This is a genomic window from Paenibacillus peoriae, from assembly GCF_022531965.1.
Classification (GTDB): Bacteria; Bacillota; Bacilli; order Paenibacillales; family Paenibacillaceae; genus Paenibacillus; species Paenibacillus polymyxa_D.
In genome coordinates, this window is sequence record NZ_CP092831.1 from 5,648,812 (window position 1) to 5,665,970 (window position 17,159).

At 48.3% G+C, this 17,159-nt stretch carries 14 protein-coding genes and 2 riboswitches; of the genes, 4 read left to right on the forward strand and 10 right to left on the reverse strand.

Features of this window, described 5'->3' with window-relative positions:
• Positions 1-11 precede the first annotated feature (11 nt).
• The 10 genes from nikC to MLD56_RS25090 all read right to left on the reverse strand — a co-directional run bounded on the left by nikC (position 12) and on the right by MLD56_RS25090 (position 11,753).
• The gene (nikC, locus tag MLD56_RS25045) at positions 12-842 is read right to left on the reverse strand and encodes a nickel ABC transporter permease subunit NikC (RefSeq protein WP_080658671.1); all 831 of its coding nucleotides are present in this window, start codon (positions 840-842) and stop codon (positions 12-14) included.
• Positions 842-1,786: a nickel ABC transporter permease subunit NikB gene (gene nikB / locus MLD56_RS25050; RefSeq protein ID WP_241113445.1), complete on the reverse strand. Its 945-nt coding sequence runs from the start codon at positions 1,784-1,786 to the stop codon at positions 842-844. Before nikB (MLD56_RS25050) ends, nikC begins: the two co-directional genes overlap by 1 nt.
• 46 nt (positions 1,787-1,832) lie before the next feature.
• Entirely contained in the window at positions 1,833-3,458 is a 1,626-nt protein-coding gene (gene nikA, locus MLD56_RS25055) for a nickel ABC transporter substrate-binding protein (protein ID WP_029518803.1), read from the reverse strand.
• Between the two features lie 158 nt (positions 3,459-3,616).
• On the reverse strand, positions 3,617-4,393 hold the full coding sequence (locus MLD56_RS25060; protein ID WP_029518804.1) for an ABC transporter ATP-binding protein: 777 nt from the start codon (positions 4,391-4,393) through the stop codon (positions 3,617-3,619).
• A complete protein-coding gene (locus tag MLD56_RS25065) occupies positions 4,390-5,307 on the reverse strand; it encodes an ATP-binding cassette domain-containing protein (RefSeq protein WP_029518805.1) in 918 nt (305 codons plus the stop codon). Before MLD56_RS25065 ends, MLD56_RS25060 begins: the two co-directional genes overlap by 4 nt.
• On the reverse strand, positions 5,307-6,122 hold the full coding sequence (locus tag MLD56_RS25070; protein WP_029518806.1) for an ABC transporter permease: 816 nt from the start codon (positions 6,120-6,122) through the stop codon (positions 5,307-5,309). The genes MLD56_RS25065 and MLD56_RS25070 overlap by 1 nt, the downstream gene beginning before the upstream one ends.
• Before the next feature lie 14 nt (positions 6,123-6,136).
• Positions 6,137-7,066: a nickel ABC transporter permease gene (gene nikB, locus MLD56_RS25075; RefSeq protein ID WP_029518807.1), complete on the reverse strand. Its 930-nt coding sequence runs from the start codon at positions 7,064-7,066 to the stop codon at positions 6,137-6,139.
• Positions 7,067-7,081: 15 nt separating this feature from the next.
• Positions 7,082-8,662 (reverse strand): ABC transporter substrate-binding protein, encoded by a 1,581-nt coding sequence (locus MLD56_RS25080; RefSeq protein ID WP_029518808.1) that lies wholly within the window; start codon positions 8,660-8,662, stop codon positions 7,082-7,084.
• 217 nt (positions 8,663-8,879) lie between these two features.
• A riboswitch (cobalamin riboswitch) is annotated at positions 8,880-9,077 on the reverse strand.
• A 757-nt stretch (positions 9,078-9,834) separates the two neighbouring features.
• Entirely contained in the window at positions 9,835-11,142 is a 1,308-nt protein-coding gene (locus tag MLD56_RS25085) for a nucleobase:cation symporter-2 family protein (protein WP_029518809.1), read from the reverse strand.
• Positions 11,136-11,753: a xanthine phosphoribosyltransferase gene (locus MLD56_RS25090; protein ID WP_029518810.1), complete on the reverse strand. Its 618-nt coding sequence runs from the start codon at positions 11,751-11,753 to the stop codon at positions 11,136-11,138. The genes MLD56_RS25085 and MLD56_RS25090 overlap by 7 nt, the downstream gene beginning before the upstream one ends.
• Positions 11,754-11,934: 181 nt before the next feature.
• Positions 11,935-12,038: riboswitch (purine riboswitch) on the reverse strand.
• 330 nt (positions 12,039-12,368) lie between these two features.
• Between MLD56_RS25090 and rhaB the strand changes: the two genes are divergently transcribed.
• The 4 genes from rhaB to MLD56_RS25110 all read left to right on the forward strand — a co-directional run bounded on the left by rhaB (position 12,369) and on the right by MLD56_RS25110 (position 17,124).
• The gene (gene rhaB, locus MLD56_RS25095) at positions 12,369-13,850 is read left to right on the forward strand and encodes a rhamnulokinase (protein WP_029518811.1); all 1,482 of its coding nucleotides are present in this window, start codon (positions 12,369-12,371) and stop codon (positions 13,848-13,850) included.
• Between the two features lie 12 nt (positions 13,851-13,862).
• The gene (gene rhaA, locus MLD56_RS25100) at positions 13,863-15,119 is read left to right on the forward strand and encodes an L-rhamnose isomerase (RefSeq protein WP_029518812.1); all 1,257 of its coding nucleotides are present in this window, start codon (positions 13,863-13,865) and stop codon (positions 15,117-15,119) included.
• Positions 15,120-15,186: 67 nt separating this feature from the next.
• The gene (rhaD, locus tag MLD56_RS25105) at positions 15,187-16,032 is read left to right on the forward strand and encodes a rhamnulose-1-phosphate aldolase (protein ID WP_029518813.1); all 846 of its coding nucleotides are present in this window, start codon (positions 15,187-15,189) and stop codon (positions 16,030-16,032) included.
• A gap of 198 nt (positions 16,033-16,230) precedes the next feature.
• Positions 16,231-17,124 carry an AraC family transcriptional regulator gene (locus MLD56_RS25110; RefSeq protein ID WP_029518814.1) on the forward strand — a complete coding sequence of 298 codons (894 nt, stop codon included), beginning with the start codon at positions 16,231-16,233 and terminating at the stop codon, positions 17,122-17,124.
• The last annotated feature ends 35 nt before the right edge of the window (positions 17,125-17,159 follow it).

Sequence of the window (17,159 nt, forward strand, 5' to 3'; positions counted from 1 at the left end):
TCACTCCTGTTTTACTGACGTTTGGCAATTCCGTATCGATCGGACAGCGCCTCCCCCAATATATTGAAGGCCATCACCACCACCAGAATCATGACCCCCGGATAGATCATTAATTCCGGATGGCTGCGGATGTATCCCGTTCCCTCATGAATCATCGCTCCCCATTCGGGAGTCGGCGGTTGGATGCCCAAACCGAGGAACGACAACGCGGAAATATCCATGATCGCCCAGCCCATTTCCAGCGTACCAATGACCACAATCGGCCGCAGCACATTCGGAATAATATGCCGGCGGATAATGGCTCCTGAGGAGGACCCGCTGATCCTTGCGGCAGCTATAAAATTCCGTTCTTTCAGACTGACGACCATATTGCGGCACATTCTGGCATAATACACCCACTGCACCATCATTAATGCAAGCAGCACCTGCATGAGGCCCGGTCCAAAAATACCGACAATGCCCAGCACAAGCACCAAATTCGGAAACGCCATAATACCTTCACAAAACCGCATCAGCACACTATCGACCCAGCCGCCCACATAACCCGCAAGCGACCCGACCACAACGCCGATGCTAAGCGAGGACAGGAAAATTAAGGTTGCAAAGCCTAGCGAAATCCGTGCGCCATACAGCAACCGGGATAAATTGCACCGACCCAAATGATCGGTTCCCAACCAGTACTCTTTGGAAGGTCCCTCCAGCTTGTGCAGTAAACTGACTTTAACCGGATCATGGGGAGCCAGCCAAGGAGCTAGCGCCATAATAATAAAAAGAGCAGCCAGTACGACAGAGCAGACCACGATTACCTTTTGACCTTTGAACATTGTACGCAATCTTATCATCACCGCTCTGCTCGTCCCTTCGATGAAATTCGGGGGTCCATATACAAATGCACCAGATCAACGAGCAAATTGCATACGATGAACAGGCATGCCGCCAAAAACACATAGCATTGTATGACGGGAATATCCCGGTTAAAAATCGCCTCCACAAAATAACGGCCAAACCCGGGCCATGAAAACACCTGCTCCACAATAATCGTTCCGGTCAAAAGTTTGCCCAGGTTCATACCCATACTTGTAATCAGTGGAGCAATGGCAATTTTCAGTACATGCTTGAGCATGATCACCCGCTCACGGAGTCCTCTAGTTCTGGCATACTGCACATACGTTTCCTGCAGCTGCTCCAACACACTGGAACGCAGCAGGCGCGTATATAAAGCAATCAGAACCAGCGACAGGGTTAACGTGGGCAGCACCAGATGCTGCCACGTTCCTCGCCCCTCTACAGGGAGCCAATCCAATCGGACAGAGAAAAAGAAGATTAACAAATATCCCAGCCAGAACTGGGGAATAGACGCCCCAAAATATGAAATTCCTCGACTAAGCATGTCAATCCAGCCATTTTTACGCATCGCTGCTAGCACGCCCAACGGGATACTCACTAGAATAGATAGCACCATACTGCTCACAGCCAATTCAAAAGTGGCGGGCAGCCGAACTTTGACCTCATCCCATACCGGCTTGTTGGTCAGATACGAAGTACCAAAGTCCAATTGACTGATTCTTTGAAGTGTATGCATATACTGCGTCAGCAAAGGCTGATCCAGCCCGAACTCATGTCTTTTCTGCTCCAGAATCTCTGGAGTAGGATAAATATGAGCAGCCGTCAAATAGGCCTCGGCCGGATCAACTGGTGAAATATGAATCAGTGCAAAGGTAACGAGGGTGGCAAAGAGAACAATAGGAATGACCGCTACCATTCGCTTCCCGATATAGCTGATCATGAGTTGTCCTCCTATCCTGTAAACGAACGTTACCCTTCGGTTTTAACTACTTCCCGATTTCAAGCCCACCAAACGGATTTTCATCCCGGTTGGCCGGGAATACAAAGTTCGTAATCTTTTTCTGATACACTGCCGTTTTCTTAATATACGAAATAGGCACAATGGCAGATTGCTCCTGAAGCGTCTTCAGAATCGAAGCATACAGCTCTTGGCGCTTGGTTTCATCTGTCGATGAGAGCGCCTCGTGTACTTGCTGATCCAGATCTTTCTTCATCGGAAGGGCGCTCAGCGTCTCGGAAATTCCGAAGCTCTTCTTGGCAATGACGTTAATAAAGGAATGCGGATCATAAGGCGCACCGTAGTTATACCAGAAGTACAGATCAAACTGATTGGATCTAAGGCGCTTAACTTGAACCGTCAGCTCCAGTCCGGTCAGGTTCACTTTGACACCCAGTTCTCCCCATTCGGCCTGAATGGTTTCAGCCATCGCCTTTTGGATTGGATCGGTTTTATCAAAAATCAGCTCAAAATCCAGCTGTTGTCCGTCTTTTTCCCGTACTGTACCGCCTGCGGGCAGCTTCCAGCCAGCCTCATCCAGCAACACTTTGGATTTTTCCACATCATAGCCAACAGGCTGTAGGTTTACATTCGTATACGGATAGTTTTTGGATAAAACCGTATCCGCTTTTTCCTCCAGCCCTGAAGTCACACCTTCCACCATTGCCTGCTTGTTAAAGCCATGCTGGAGGGCCAGACGTACCCGAAGGTCTGCCAGCTTGGGATTGGACGAGTTGAGCAACAGACTTCTTGTTCCGACAGGCTCGGACAGCGTGGTAACATACTGATTCGTGTCGCGAAGCTGTTTGAAGGCATCCAGACTAATGACACCCTCTCCATAAATCAGATCCAGGTCGCCTTTTTCAAAGGCCATCACACGGGTTTCGCCATCGGGAATGATTTTTACCGTAATTTTATCTACCTTCGGTGCAGTACCCCAATAATTCGGATTACGCTTAAAGGTTGCATACTCATCTTGCTTGTATTCATCCAGCATCCAAGGCCCTGTACCTACAGGTTTCTTGATTCCTTTGGACGTATCTCCATCATCCGGGAACCCGGCTTCACCCAGAAAACGGAACGGGCGAACGACAGACAAATCCTGAAGCACTGGGTAGTATGGCTCTTTGAGCGTCATTCGGAAGGTGCTGTCATCTACAGCTTCAGTTTTGTCGAGAACGCCTACTATACCAAGCCAGCTGTGCGTTTTCTCATTTTTCATGATAGCGTCAAAGTTCTTTTTGACAATGGCCGCATTAAATAGCGTCCCATCCGAAAATTTCACACCTTTGCGCAGCTTAAACGTATATGTCTTACCGTCCTTGGAAATAGTCCAGGATTCAGCCAAAGCAGGCTCCAGCTTGCCTCCTTGCTTGTAGCTGACTAACGGCTCATAAACCATGGATTGTGCAAAAAGTTGGGAAGGATTGTATACATGAGGATTCATCGTACCAATGTCACGCGGCCACGATAGCGTGATCGACTTTTCATTGGCAGCTCCGTCAGTAGAGGTGGATGCAGGTATGTTCTCCTGCTTTGCGCAGCCCAAAACAACGGATAATAAGAGGAGCGCCACCAACATAAGGGTAGCAGTCTTGCGGTGTCGAACGGACATCAATGTATTTCCCCTTTTCTATATATGTGATAATGATTATCATAATCATATTTAGAATAGGTATCACGCTCAATTTTGTCAACACTATTCGACAAGCAACCCTCTTATTTCTTTTGAATTTGTAGAATGAGGATTTTGAAAAATCCTAAACTTATGGCTTAATTCGCCAACGCTTGAAACAGAGTACGCGTGTACTCATGCTGTAACAAATCTTCATCCCAGTCCTTAAATATTTCCACGATCTCCCCCTGAACCATGACGGCAACCCGATCACAAAATGAACGAGTAGATTGGAGATCATGAGTGATAAATAGGTAGGACAACTGATGTTTCTGCTGCATTCTCTTAAGCATGCCCAGCACGGAAAACTGCGTTGTCGTATCCAGATTGGCGATCGATTCATCGAACAAGATTATATTCGGCTCCACCGCCAACGCTCGGGCAATACACACCCGCTGTTTTTGCCCGCCACTCAGCTGCGCTGGGTATTTTTCCAGACTGTCAGCCTCTAATCCTACCGATTCCAATAGAGACAGACAAATATCCAGCGCCTGCGCTTTTCGCTCAGGGAAATAGTTGTGGATTGGCTCCATTAAAATATCTCGAATGGTCATACGGGGATGCAGCGAGGATGACGAATCCTGTACAACCAACTGGATTCGCTTGTACAGCTGAACACCCTTCATCTTTCCGGTGTGAATGGGCTGTTCATCCAGCCAAATCTCTCCTGAGGTCAACGACTCCAGCCCCAGAATACATTGTGCCAGCGTGCTTTTGCCACTTCCACTTTCTCCAACCAGTCCAAGACATTCTCCTTGTCGTAGCTCCAGACTCACCTTCTTCAAGGCCTGTTCGCTATCTTGCGTGCTGAACCAACCTTTTCTCCGTTTGCGGACAGGGTATGCTTTGGTCACATTCTTCAATTCCAGCATCACTGGTGCATCCTTCCTTCCGGGCTCATCTCCAACACTCGATCTGCTATACGGCTCATACCCTGGCGATCATGTGAGATCAACAATATGGTGAGATCAAAGTCTTCTCTCAACTGTTGCAGCAATGCCAACACCTTGTCGCGGTTGATCACATCCAGCGCCGTAGTCGGCTCGTCGGCAATAAAGAGGCTCGGACCGGAGCTTAGCATGGCAGCCAGCAGCACCCTTTGACACATGCCTCCACTTAGTTCAAAAGGATATGACGACAAAGTATGCTCAGGATCTGCAAACCCTACCTTGCAGAGCAGAGAGCGCAAATAGGCCTCCCGCACTGGAGTAGCGCCTCCTCTGGCTATTTCAGAGGCACGGCTCAGCACCTGCCGCATCCGTGACAGCACGCTCAGTGGATGGACTTGCTGTGATGCAGTGTGGGATGGGGTAGCATCAGCGTGCCCCGGCTCCATCTGGTCGTGCGGCATCCAACGCCGCCCGTGCAGTCTAAGCGTGTCCATCAGCTGGGCGCGGACAGTCCGGATCGGATTCAACCCGCTCAGCGATTGTTGAATGAGCAGGGCAATATCCTCTCGGCGCAGCCTTTGCCAGCGCCGTTCCTGGAACGGGAGAATGTCTTCCCCGTTATAGTAGATACGCCCATGCGTAACACCGATACCTGGCTCCAGCATGCCTGCGATTGCGTGAGCGGTCAGGCTCTTGCCGCATCCGCTCGGTCCAGTCAGGGCCACAATCTCCCCTGAATATATGGAAAAGCTCACATCACGCAGCAGTGGTTTGCTCCCACTTCTGCTTGCTCCTGCGCCTGTGCGGCAGATTTCCAAATGTTCCACGTGTAACAACGGTTTTCGCCCTGCCACTTGTTCTATCGTATCCTTGCCCCCAAGGGCTGTTTGATCCTCCACTATTTGGCCGCCCCCTTTTCCGAAAAGCGGTCGCCCAAAAGCTGGCAGGCAAGTACGAATAGCATAATCGCCAAGCCCGGGAAAATCATGACGTGCGGAGCCACCTGAAAATATGAGGTGGCATCATGCAGCATCACGCCCCACTCTGGCTTGGGCGGCTGTACACCCAGTCCAAGAAAGGACAGCCCAGCGATCATCAGCACCACGCGTCCGATATCCCATACCGCATAAACCAACAATTGCGGCAACGCTTGTGGCAATACATAACGGCTCAGTATACGTACGTGTGAATTGCCGGATAAACGGGCATACCGAACGTAGTCCTCCTGACAAGCTTTTTGAACCAGACTACGGATATATCGGACATAGCCCGCCCACCGTACCGCAATAATGGCAAGGGTCATGTTAACAAAACCCGGACCCAAAATACCGACAATTGCCACTGTTAAAATAATATCAGGAAAAGCCAGTACGCCGTCGATTCCTCGCATAACCAGCTGGTCCACGCGTCCGCGCACATAACCAATAAGCAACCCTATAGGCAGACTGAAGCACAGCGTAGCTACAGTAATTGCACATGCGATTAGCACGCTCGTCCGAATCCCGTAAATGAGCCGTGATAGCACATCCCGGCCCAGATGATCCGTACCGAAAGGATATTTCCGGCTGGGTGGTGCCAGACGGTTCAAAAGGTCCACTTGGAGAGGATCGTGAGGAGCGACCCATGGAGCCAATAACCCAAGCAGCACGATCAGACCAAACAGTACGCCTCCTGCCAGCAAGCTCCCTTGAAAGGAAAGCCGTATCTTTTTCATTTTCAGCTTCCCCCTTAACGCAAACGCAGCCTCGGATCTATCGCCGTCTGGACCACATCCACCAAACACTGAACTCCTACAATTAAAAATACGGCAAAAATAACATACCCCTGAATCACCGGATAATCTCGCTGTGTAATCGCATCTATAAAATACTTGCCCAACCCCGGCCATGAAAAAATGGTCTCTACAATCACATTACCTGCCAGCATAAATGATAGATTGGTACCTAGCAGTGTAATTATAGGCAGAACCGCATGCCTAAATATCTCAAAAAACAAGATATGCATACGGGAAAAGCCTCGAGCCTTCGCTGCTTTCACAAAATTCCGGTCACCCAGCTCCAGCATTTGAGCGCGCAGTACGCGTGCTTGCACAGCTCCCAAACCTGCGCCAAGAGTCAGCGCTGGGAGCACTAGATGTGTCCAGTCCTCCCTTCCCATGGATGGGAGCCAGCCCAAGCGAACGGAGAATAGATAGATCAACAGAAAACCAAACCAAAAAGAGGGGATCGACGATCCCAGCAGGGCGAACAGCCTGCCCAGACGATCCAGTGGGCCGCTGATTTTCAGCGAGGCAGCCAGCCCCAGCCCCAGCGTAAGCACCGTCATGACGGCGAAGCCCGCAGCAGCTAGCTCCACAGTAGCAGGAAGTCTGTTCCACAGTTCGGCTAGCACCGACTCCTTGGATACATACGAAGTGCCCCAATGCCCTGTGAACACATCCCGCAGCCAGTTCACATATTGAATATGAAGCGGTTCGTTTAAGCCCAGTTCCTTTCGTAGCGTCGTCAACGCCTCCTCAGAGGCAGGGATATTATGCGCGGTGAGCAAAATGGTAGCAGGGTCTCCAGGGGCCAGCCGCATCAGTACAAAAGTCAGCGTGGATACAACGAATACAATAATGAGCAGCTGCGCCACACGTTCCAGTATAAAACGAATCATAGGATACGCAGCTCGTTATTCCGCAATATCGGATTGCGCTGTAATGTAGTAATACTCGATCGGATGGGGTGTAAAACCCTCCACCCCTTTTTTCACACCAAACACATTATCAGGATGCACAATGAACGACTGTGGCAAATCCGTATTGATGATATCCAGCGCTTGTAGTGTCATGGCATTACGCTGCGCTGTATCCTTCGCCAACTTTAAGCTGTTCAGAATACTCTCTAGCGGTTTGGAACTATAACGGCTTACATTGGCTTCGCTTTTCGAAGAATAAAACATGTCCATAAAATATTGCGGCTCTCCTGTATGAGCAGTAAGCATGCTGTACATAGCAAAATCCCAATCATTTTTGGTCAACGCCTCGTCGATATTTTCCACCTTGCGAATCTTGACCTGGATTCCCTCTTTCAGCAATTGGCTTTGGATGACCTCAGCCATAACAGAGAGTTCCGGACGCTGAGGGAAAGTCAGCAGCGTAACCTCGAACGGCTTGCCTTGCTTAGTCCATGTCCCTTGGGCGTCCTTTTGCCAGCCATCCTTTGTTAACAACTGCCCCGCCGTTCCGTCCAGCGCTTTACGTTCAATTTTACCGAAGGGAAGAATGCTCGGGAACGGACTGCTTGCTTCCGTACTGAAGCCCCTCATGACGGCGCTCACAATCGATGCGCGTGGAATCAGGCTGTCCACCACCTTACGGTTCGCCGCATCCTTGAATACTGGCGATTCCATATTGTACACGATCATATGGGTGCGCAAGGACGGAGCCGACAGCACTTGTAGCCTGTCGTTCTTTTTCAGTACCTCTGCGTTATCAACCGGAATATCCGTCGCTACATCCACCTCGCCGGATTGCAGCGCCATCAGGCGCGAATTCCCGTCCGTAATGAACTTCATCGTCGCTTCAGCCAATCGTGCCTTCTCGCCCCAATATCCGTCATAACGCTCTACGACCAAGGATTGGTCCTTGTTGAACGCTTTGATTTTAAAGGCGCCTGTCATCGCTGGGTAACTCTGCTCATCTTTCATTGATGCCACATCCAGTACAATCGTCGATGGATCAGCTAGATTGGACACCAACGCCGCATTTGGCTGGTTTGTCGTGATCTTCAAGGCCAGCGGGCCGCTTACATCAATGGACTTCACATTCAGTAAATCCTTCGCCAGATGGCTTTTCTCAATAGAGCGTAACAAAGACGCTTTTACACTTGCTGCACCCATACTTTTTCCATTATGAAAAGTGACTTTATCCTGCAAGCTGAACGTCCAAACTGTAGGGCTATCCTGCTTCCACTCCTTTGCCAGCCAAGCCACAGGCTCCAGCTTTTCATTCAAACGTACCAGTGTCTCACCTGCACCGGATCGCATCACATCCCAGCTATTATCTCCATGCGGGTCAACGCCTGACGGTTTCCATGTATACGCCATTACCAGCTTTTTATCTGTCGCTGTTTGTTGTGCTGACGCGTTCTCACCCTTGCCGGAGCTATCCGACGTCCTATTGCTGGCACATCCCGAAAGAGCCATAACTGCCAGCAGCAGCATCACCCCTGTACATATCAACCATGAACGCCTGCTACGATTGCTAATCATTCGATGAATCCCCCTCTATCTTGTAAAACCGCATAAAACTAACGCAAAACGCGAAAAAAGCATTCCAGACCACTTAATTAGCAGTCAGAAATGCCTTCAATATAAAATGTCAGAACTCACCTCGAAGCCAACTCCAAAAACATAGAAGGGATCAGATCGGTTTCAGACATTCCGTATGCAGCACGCCTAACCACCTCCCCAGCATCCCGTGGGTCTGACAGTGATGTCAAAACAGGCAGGTCTCCTGACTCCAAGCGTATCTTTCAGGCCTTCCCGGTTCTTCACAATTCCAGTGGCTGTTCTGAAAGCTCCAGCAGTATCCTGCTGATGCCTGTATACAGTGGCGGGCCCGTGTCGGAATCAACCGAACTTCCCTTTTAAGTGAACATGCTCAACAACTATGTACATCGTCTCTACGAAACCCCATACATAGAGTTGTCCGGCTCACACCTGTTTTCTTCCTTTATTTCTTTTCATTACGATCTTATTTTGTTGTCACAGGCTTGTCAATAAAGGCTGCACAATAATTTAAATTTGAACGATAAGGTAGAAACAAGACATAACCTCCAATTGCGTGCACGCAATTGAAGTGTTAAAATTAGGTATAGAGTAAACCACCGTGTCCGTATACTAAAAAGAGTCTTCGCCGCGCCAACGGCAAAGACTCTTAGGACTTGAAAGGCTGTGGATCACCACCACGGCGCGCTGCATAACTAAATGTCAATGCAAACGAAACCCACCGTTAGGGGCCAACCTAATTACGCGGTGGGTTTTCGCTTGTTCCGAAATTTTCGACGTAGCCAGCGATAAAGTTTACGAATACTAAACGCCAGGCTTAGTAACGTAACCATCCAACGCAACACATCGTAGCACGACACAAGGTTGACCATCGGCTTCACCCCCTTTCGGGAAGCTGCACCGTGGTCCGAAAACATCCACCACTATTCAAAATCCATAAGGTAAATTATACCATGATATCGCCCGCTGCTCTAGCAAATTCTTCTAGTAAGTAAACTGGAAAACGCACCAAATTAGAGCTACCCATTTCATTCCGCAGTTTATCTATATATCCCCAGACAGCAAGGGGATATACTATCTGGATAACCCCTTGCCAAACAGCCGGAAAAGAGGCATACGTCCTCTCTCCGGCTATCTTTATTTATTTCTAATCATCAAACCTTCTGTGGAACCTCCTGAACCGTCACGCTTTTGACCGATTCCCCTTGTTTTCTCGTCAAAACGATGTTCAAGACAATCGCTGTAATCGAGCCCGAAACGATACCATTTTGCAGCAGCATTTTGGCAAAGCTCGGCAGCTGGTCGAACATTTGTGGCAGAACGGCAGAGCCTAGGCCCACGGCAATACTGCATGCTGCGATCAGCAGATTGCTTTCCTTCCGCAGATCCACTTCTGACAAAATAGACATGCCTGATGCAGCGACCGAGCCAAACATGACGATCATCGCCCCGCCCAGCACAGCGTTAGGAATCACTGTCGTTAAAGCAGCCAGCTTAGGCAGCAAACCGAGAACAACCATGATACCGCCCGCAGCAAAAATAACGTTCCGCGATTTGACGCGTGTGAGCGAGATCAGACCCACATTTTGCGAGAAGGCTGTATAAGGAAACGCGTTAAAAATACCCCCAAGCATAATCGCAAGTCCTTCCGAACGAAGTCCATTGACGATCTGCTTTTGCTCTACCTTTTGATCAATCGCCTTGCCTACTGCCAGATAAACACCCGTAGACTCGACCATGCTGACAATATTGACGATAATCATCGTACAAACTGCCATAATGCTAAACTCTGGCTTACCAAAATAAAATGGCTGCGCAACACTCACCCATGACGCATCTGCCACGGGAGCAAAATGCACCATTCCCATCGCATAAGCAACCACCGTGCCTGCAAACAGACCGATGAGCACGGAAATCGAGCGCATAAAGCCCTTTGCTAACCGATTCACAAGCAGAATAACCAATAATGTAACCAGCGCCAGCAGCAAATTACGCGGCTGTCCAAAATCCGCGCTGCCCTGGCCACCTGCTACATTGTTCATCGCCACCGGAATAAGGGATAGACCGATAATTGTAACGACCGAACCCGTAACGACCGTCGGGAAAAAGCGTAGCAGCTTGCCATACAGCGGTGCCGCAAGCACCACGAATATACCAGACAAAATAATGGCACCGTACGCTGTCGCCAAATTTGAGGTCGAAGCAATCGCGATGATAGGCCCTACTGCCGTGAACGTACAGCCTAAAATGACAGGCAGTCTACTACCGAAAAAGCGTGTGCCCATAATTTGTAATAACGTAGCAATCCCGCAAGTGAACAGATCGGCAGCCACCAAATAAGCCATCTGGGCTGGAGTTAGGTGCAATGCTCCCCCTACAATTAGAGGTACAGCAATGGCTCCAGCGTACATCGCCATGACATGCTGGAAGCCCAGTGCGAATAACTTTTGTTTACTTAACATCCCACATTCTCCTTAACAGGAGCAATTACTGCGCCAGCTTCCTCTATAAAATGGACCTCGCCTGGTGCCATGGAAGCGATACGCGCAAGAGAACGTACGGCGATGCCTCTTTGCTCCAACAGTCCACGGCCTTCCTGGAAGATCTTCTCAATCACACAGCCAACCCCGGCCAGCTCCGCTCCTGCTTCCTTTACAATATCCGTAAGTCCGACCAATGCTGCACCAGTTGCCAAAAAATCATCTACGATCAGCACATGGTCGCTGGCATCGAGATATTTTTGGGAGATACTCACCTGATAGGTTTCCTGCCGAGTGAACGAATGAACCTCTGCGAAGTATACCTGCTCATTCAGCGTGATGGCCTTCTTTTTCTTTGCATAAATGAACGGGACCCCCAAGGCAATAGCAGTAGCCATTGCAAATTGAATACCACTAGCTTCAATGGTAAGCACCTTGGTGATCGGAGCACTGCCGAACAGGCGTGCAAACTCCTTACCAATCTCTAATGCTAATGCTGTATCTACCTGATGATTCAAAAATGAATCTACCTTTAATACGGTGTCAGATAAAATCTGTCCTTCTTGACGAATACGTTCCTCCAAAACTTTCATTATGCGAGTATCGCTCCTTCTGTACTTTAAAATAGTGAGGATTTTGCAAAATACTGAACAGTAAAACCTGCCAAAACCAAAAAAGGACAGGCTCCCTTGAGTTGTTTCTCAAGTGAAGCCTGTCCTTGGGGTTATAATCCCTGACGGATTGGCGCACAAATAAATGCCCGCATTCATCCGAAGCCGATGCGCTATCACTCATAGTCGGACGATTACAGTGGTCGTCCGGTAGAAACTTTTGGGCCATATCCCCAATATTATACGAGTCATATGAAATTGATATCTTGTATACTACACCCTCTGGCGGGCGGTTTCAAGACTATTTTTCATACAGACAGCAGCATTTGGAGAACCTTCCACAATTGGAATATCGTAAAATCAAATCGACCTTTGTTGAAGGTATATATATAGTAGAAAACAGATGTTAAAAAACAAAAATACATACAAAACAACATTCAATTTTAATTATAGTTTTAAAAAACAAAAATAAATCCACAAATTTCACTTCCGTTTCTGTTGACTGCAAAGAAAAACGGAAGTAGTATGGAGTTAGTTAAGAAAACAAAAGGCAGACTTTCAGGCTGCCCGTATTTTATCCATGCAAGGAGATTGGATATGAATAATTATCTTGCTGTTGATATTGGAGCTTCAAGCGGTAGGCTCGTAGGTGCAACTCTGCAAGGTGACCAGCTACACTTGCAAGAGCTTCACCGTTTCAACAACTCCTTTACCGAAAAAGACGAACACGATTACTGGAATATCGACGAACTATTAAATGAGATTATTCAGGGCTTGCAAAAAGCTAAACAGAAGGGGATTCATTCCTGTACGCTCGGCATTGATACATGGGCTGTAGATTACGTGCTGCTTGATCAGAAAGGTAACCGCATTCATGAGGTATACGCTTACCGGGATGCACGTACCCTCCATGCGCCTGACAGGCTGCACCAGCTCATCAGTCGAGAGGCTGTGTATGAGAAAACAGGCATTCAGGAACTAAACTTTAATACCCTGTATCAGCTGTTCGTCCATGATCGGGAACAGCTTGCCCAGGCGGATAAAATATTGATGGTCCCCGATTATCTGTACTATCGCCTGACAGGCATCATGATCAATGAAATCACGAATGCGTCCACGATGCAGCTTCTCAACGTGAACACCCGAGAGTTTGATGAAGACCTGCTGTCCCTGCTCCAACTGCGACGTAATCAGTTTTCAGAGCTCGCAGAACCTGGGCGGGTTCTGGGTTCTCTTTTGCCGGAGCTTGTTCAAAAATACGATCTTCCGGACTGTCAGATCATTCTTGCGCCTACTCACGATACTGCATCGGCCGTTGCAGGTGTCCCGTCACAGCGGGAAGAATCCTGGGCTTATATTAGCAGCGGAACGTGGTCACTACTGGGAATGGAACGATCCGAAGCCTTGAATACCAAGGCAGCCATGCAGGCGAACTACACCAATGAGTGGGGCGCTTACGGTACGTACCGTTTTCTGAAAAATATTATGGGATTATGGATGATTCAGGAGGTTCGAAGAGAGGGCGGCTTCGCACATAGCTTTGCCGAATTGGCCGAACTGGCTTCAGCAGAGGCACCATTTGTCAGTCTCGTCCTCTGTAACCAGTCATCCTTCTTAAACCCGGATAGTATGACCGTTGAAATCCAGCGATTCTGTGAAGAGACAGACCAGCCCATCCCCAGAACGCCGGGCTCACTCGCCCGCTGTATTTTTGACAGTCTGGCCTTAAGCTACCACGATGCCTTACACGAACTGCAATGTTTAACAGACGAAAAGATTACCAGATTGCACATTGTCGGCGGAGGCGCTAACAACGAATTACTATGTCAGCTAACCGCCGATCTCTTGGGAATTGAGGTTCAGGCAGGTCCTTCCGAATCTACGGCCATCGGCAATATTGTCGTGCAATTAATTAGCTCTGGTGTTCTTGAGGATCTCAAGGCTGCGGGCCGAACCATCGCCCGCTCCTTCCCGACTCGGCTATATGAGCCGCAATCGGTGGAAGGCGTGCAAGAACTTTTGGATCGCTGGGAGCACCTTAAGATACAAGCAACATCCTCTATTCACATATCTCAATAAAGGAGTAAAGCCATGAACGAAGCCATTGAAGCCAGTTATAACGAAGCGAAAAAGCTGTATGCCCGCCACGGTATTCAAGTGGACGACATTTTACGGAAGCTTTCACAAATCAAAATATCACTGCACTGCTGGCAGGGAGATGATGTTCAGGGATTCCTGTTCAAAGACAAACAGCTTAGCGGGGGGATTGCCGTAACGGGCAGCTACCCGGGCAGAGCCGGCACGCCGCATGAGTTACGTCAGGATTTAGAAAAAGCTCTATCACTCATTCCGGGTAAACACAAGGTCAATCTGCACGCCATCTATGCGGACACCACAGAACAAGTGGATCTCGATCAACTGGAGCCACGCCATTTTCAGAACTGGGTAGACTGGGCCAAACAGCAAGGGCTTGGGCTTGATTTTAATCCAACCCTGTTCTCCCATCCTAAAGCGGAAGACGGCTTCACACTGAGTCACAAGGATTCGGAAATCCGTGATTTCTGGATCACACACTGCAAAAAATCACGTAGGATTGCCGAGTATTTTGGCAAAGAACTCGGTCAGCCCTGTGTCACAAACCACTGGATGCCGGACGGCTATAAAGATACTCCGGTTGATCGGTTGGCTCCAAGAGAACGTCTGCGTGATGCGCTGGACGACATTTTCAGCGAGGAAATCAGCGAGGAATACAACATCGATGCGGTTGAAAGCAAGCTGTTTGGCATTGGCTCGGAAAGCTATGTCGTGGGCTCACATGAATTCTATATGGGTTACGCCCTGACACGCGGTAAATCTATCTGTCTCGATGCGGGTCACTTCCATCCAACCGAAGTCATTTCGAACAAACTGTCCTCTGTGCTGATGTTCACCGACCAATTATTGCTCCATGTCAGCAGACCGGTTCGCTGGGACAGTGATCATGTCGTGACAATGGACGACGAATTGCTGGACATTGCCCGTGAGCTGGTTCGCGGTGAATTGCTTTCCCGAACCCATATCGGTCTTGATTTCTTTGATGGCAGTATCAACCATGTGGCAGCATGGGTCATCGGAACACGCAACACGATTAAAGCGCTGCTTCGCGCTATGCTCGAACCGATTGAAGCATTAAGGCAGGCGGAAGAGGATCGGGACTTCACCACTCGTCTTGCTCTAGTCGAAGAATTCAAATCGTATCCGTTTGGTGCGATATGGGATTACTATTGCGCTCAAAACAGCGTTCCCGTTCGTGAGGAATGGCTGGCCGAAGTTAAAAACTATGAACAACAAGTACTGTTGAAACGATAACTGCTGAAACGGTAACTACTGCACTGATAATGCTTATATTCATATCATCCAAAGGGAGAGATCATCCATGACTACTGTGCTGGAGAATCAAAAAGAACGCAAATCGGGACTGGATATCCCATTTGTTCGCGAGATGGCGGAAATTACACAAAACATGTGGAAATTCGGCTGGGATGAACGCAATGGAGGTAATGTAAGCTATATTCTGGATGAAGCTGAGGTTGCAAAATATATAGATATTCATCAGGTCATTCGGACGATTAAACCTGCTTTCCCGGTGAATGAACTGGCTGGTAAGTATTTTATCGTCACCGGATCAGGAAAATATTTTAAAAACGTAATTGCAGATCCAGAAGCAAACTTAGGGGTCCTTCGTGTCTCCCAGGATGGCGAACAGTTGGAAGTCTTGTGGGGCCTCAAACATGGCGCAGTGCCTACCAGTGAGTTACCTTCCCATTTTATGAGCCACATTGAGCGCTTGAAGGTCGATCCTAACCATCGCGTGGTGATTCATAATCATGCCACCCATGTTATTGCCATGACCTTCATTCATAGTCTGGACGAAAACCAATTCACCAAAACGCTGTGGGAAATGTGTACCGAATGTATTGTCGTCTTTCCAGACGGTATCGGTGTAATCCCTTGGATGGTACCGGGTTCCAGCGAAATCGGCCGCGAAACTGCAAAAAAAATGAAGGATCATCACGCTGTATTATGGCCTCATCATGGCATTTTCGGAACGGGCAGCTCCATTGATGAAGCGTTTGGTCTCATTGAGACGATTGAAAAAGCGGCGCAAATTTACATGCTCATTGCTCACCATGATATCCAGCAACGGATTACAGATCAGGAATTGGCCGATCTAGCCAAAGCCTTCAACGTTACTCCAAAAGAAGGAATCTTGAACGTATAAATATAGGCTAATCCCCATCTCATAATACAGAACTTAAAAGGCTCCACGGGTCATCTCAAACCGGCCATGGAGCCTTTGGCATACGCAGTTTTAATTATATAACCCTCAATTCCAATGAATTAACTTGTAATTGTGCTTTCCTTTATATACAATAAAATCAAAATTCCCTTATCTCCACCAAAGGAGAGGTGACAAGTTATGAAAAGAGCAAAAAATGAAGATCACTTCGACATCGTGGAAGACCATTATTTCACAGCTACCGAATTGGAAAAGTCCAGCGCCATTTGGCCTGTCAGACTGGGTATGGATATTTCGAAAACAAGCTGCCATGTCGGTCCCAAGGCTGTTCCTTATTTTTATTTGATTTTTGTGCTTGAAGGTCAGGCTGAGTTTATTTATAAGCAACAGAAGTACCGTGCCCAAAAGTCTGATTTATTCTGTTTTTTTCCGCATGTTGCCCATGAATATTACACCGATCACCAGCACCCTTTGCAAAAGGTATGGATTGCCTTTGAGGGACCCAAATCCCTCGCGCTACTGGAGCGGATCGGAATTAATCCCTCCACGCCATTTATGGCTAACGCCGTGAGTGAGGAAATCCTCGAACTTATCTCTAACCTGTTTTCCATCGTACACGACAACAACAGACAGGGCAGCGATCTGGCCCGCTTGATTATACTGCACCAGATCTTCGAGGAGTTGTCCCGCAACACATCTGACGTACTGCGCAACTTTGTATGCTCTGATTATTGGCTCCAGCAGGGGAAAGACTACATTGAAATGCATTATTGTGACCGTGTTACGATTGAGCAAATTGCCGAGCATGTAGGTGTGGATCGTGCCCACTTTTCACGTAAGTTCCATTCCACCTTCCTCATCTCTCCCGCCAAGTATTTGCAAAACCTTAAGATTAACGAAGCCAAAAGATTACTGGAGCAGACAACTTACAATTTGTCGATCATAGCCCAGTCCATCGGCTATACCGATATGTCCACCTTTTCCAAAGCATTTAAGAAAACAGCAGGGATTCCACCGCGTGAGTATCGCTTCCGACATCAGTCCCGGCAAGAGATTCGTACCGTCAATGCCTAGCTGGAATCCAGTAACGTTCAAGAGAGCCGCCGTAT

Bases quoted from the DNA above. Each gene is read 5' to 3' on its own strand.
- nikC (WP_080658671.1), bottom strand. From the start codon at position 842: ATGATAAGATTGCGTACAATGTTCAAAGGTCAAAAGGTAATCGTGGTC.
- nikB (WP_241113445.1), bottom strand. From the start codon at position 1,786: ATGATCAGCTATATCGGGAAGCGAATGGTAGCGGTCATTCCTATTGTT.
- nikA (WP_029518803.1), bottom strand. From the start codon at position 3,458: ATGTCCGTTCGACACCGCAAGACTGCTACCCTTATGTTGGTGGCGCTC.
- MLD56_RS25070 (WP_029518806.1), bottom strand. From the start codon at position 6,122: ATGAAAAAGATACGGCTTTCCTTTCAAGGGAGCTTGCTGGCAGGAGGC.
- nikB (WP_029518807.1), bottom strand. From the start codon at position 7,066: ATGATTCGTTTTATACTGGAACGTGTGGCGCAGCTGCTCATTATTGTA.
- MLD56_RS25080 (WP_029518808.1), bottom strand. From the start codon at position 8,662: ATGATTAGCAATCGTAGCAGGCGTTCATGGTTGATATGTACAGGGGTG.
- MLD56_RS25085 (WP_029518809.1), bottom strand. From the start codon at position 11,142: ATGTTAAGTAAACAAAAGTTATTCGCACTGGGCTTCCAGCATGTCATG.
- MLD56_RS25090 (WP_029518810.1), bottom strand. From the start codon at position 11,753: ATGAAAGTTTTGGAGGAACGTATTCGTCAAGAAGGACAGATTTTATCT.
- rhaB (WP_029518811.1), top strand. From the start codon at position 12,369: ATGAATAATTATCTTGCTGTTGATATTGGAGCTTCAAGCGGTAGGCTC.
- rhaA (WP_029518812.1), top strand. From the start codon at position 13,863: ATGAACGAAGCCATTGAAGCCAGTTATAACGAAGCGAAAAAGCTGTAT.
- rhaD (WP_029518813.1), top strand. From the start codon at position 15,187: ATGACTACTGTGCTGGAGAATCAAAAAGAACGCAAATCGGGACTGGAT.
- MLD56_RS25110 (WP_029518814.1), top strand. From the start codon at position 16,231: ATGAAAAGAGCAAAAAATGAAGATCACTTCGACATCGTGGAAGACCAT.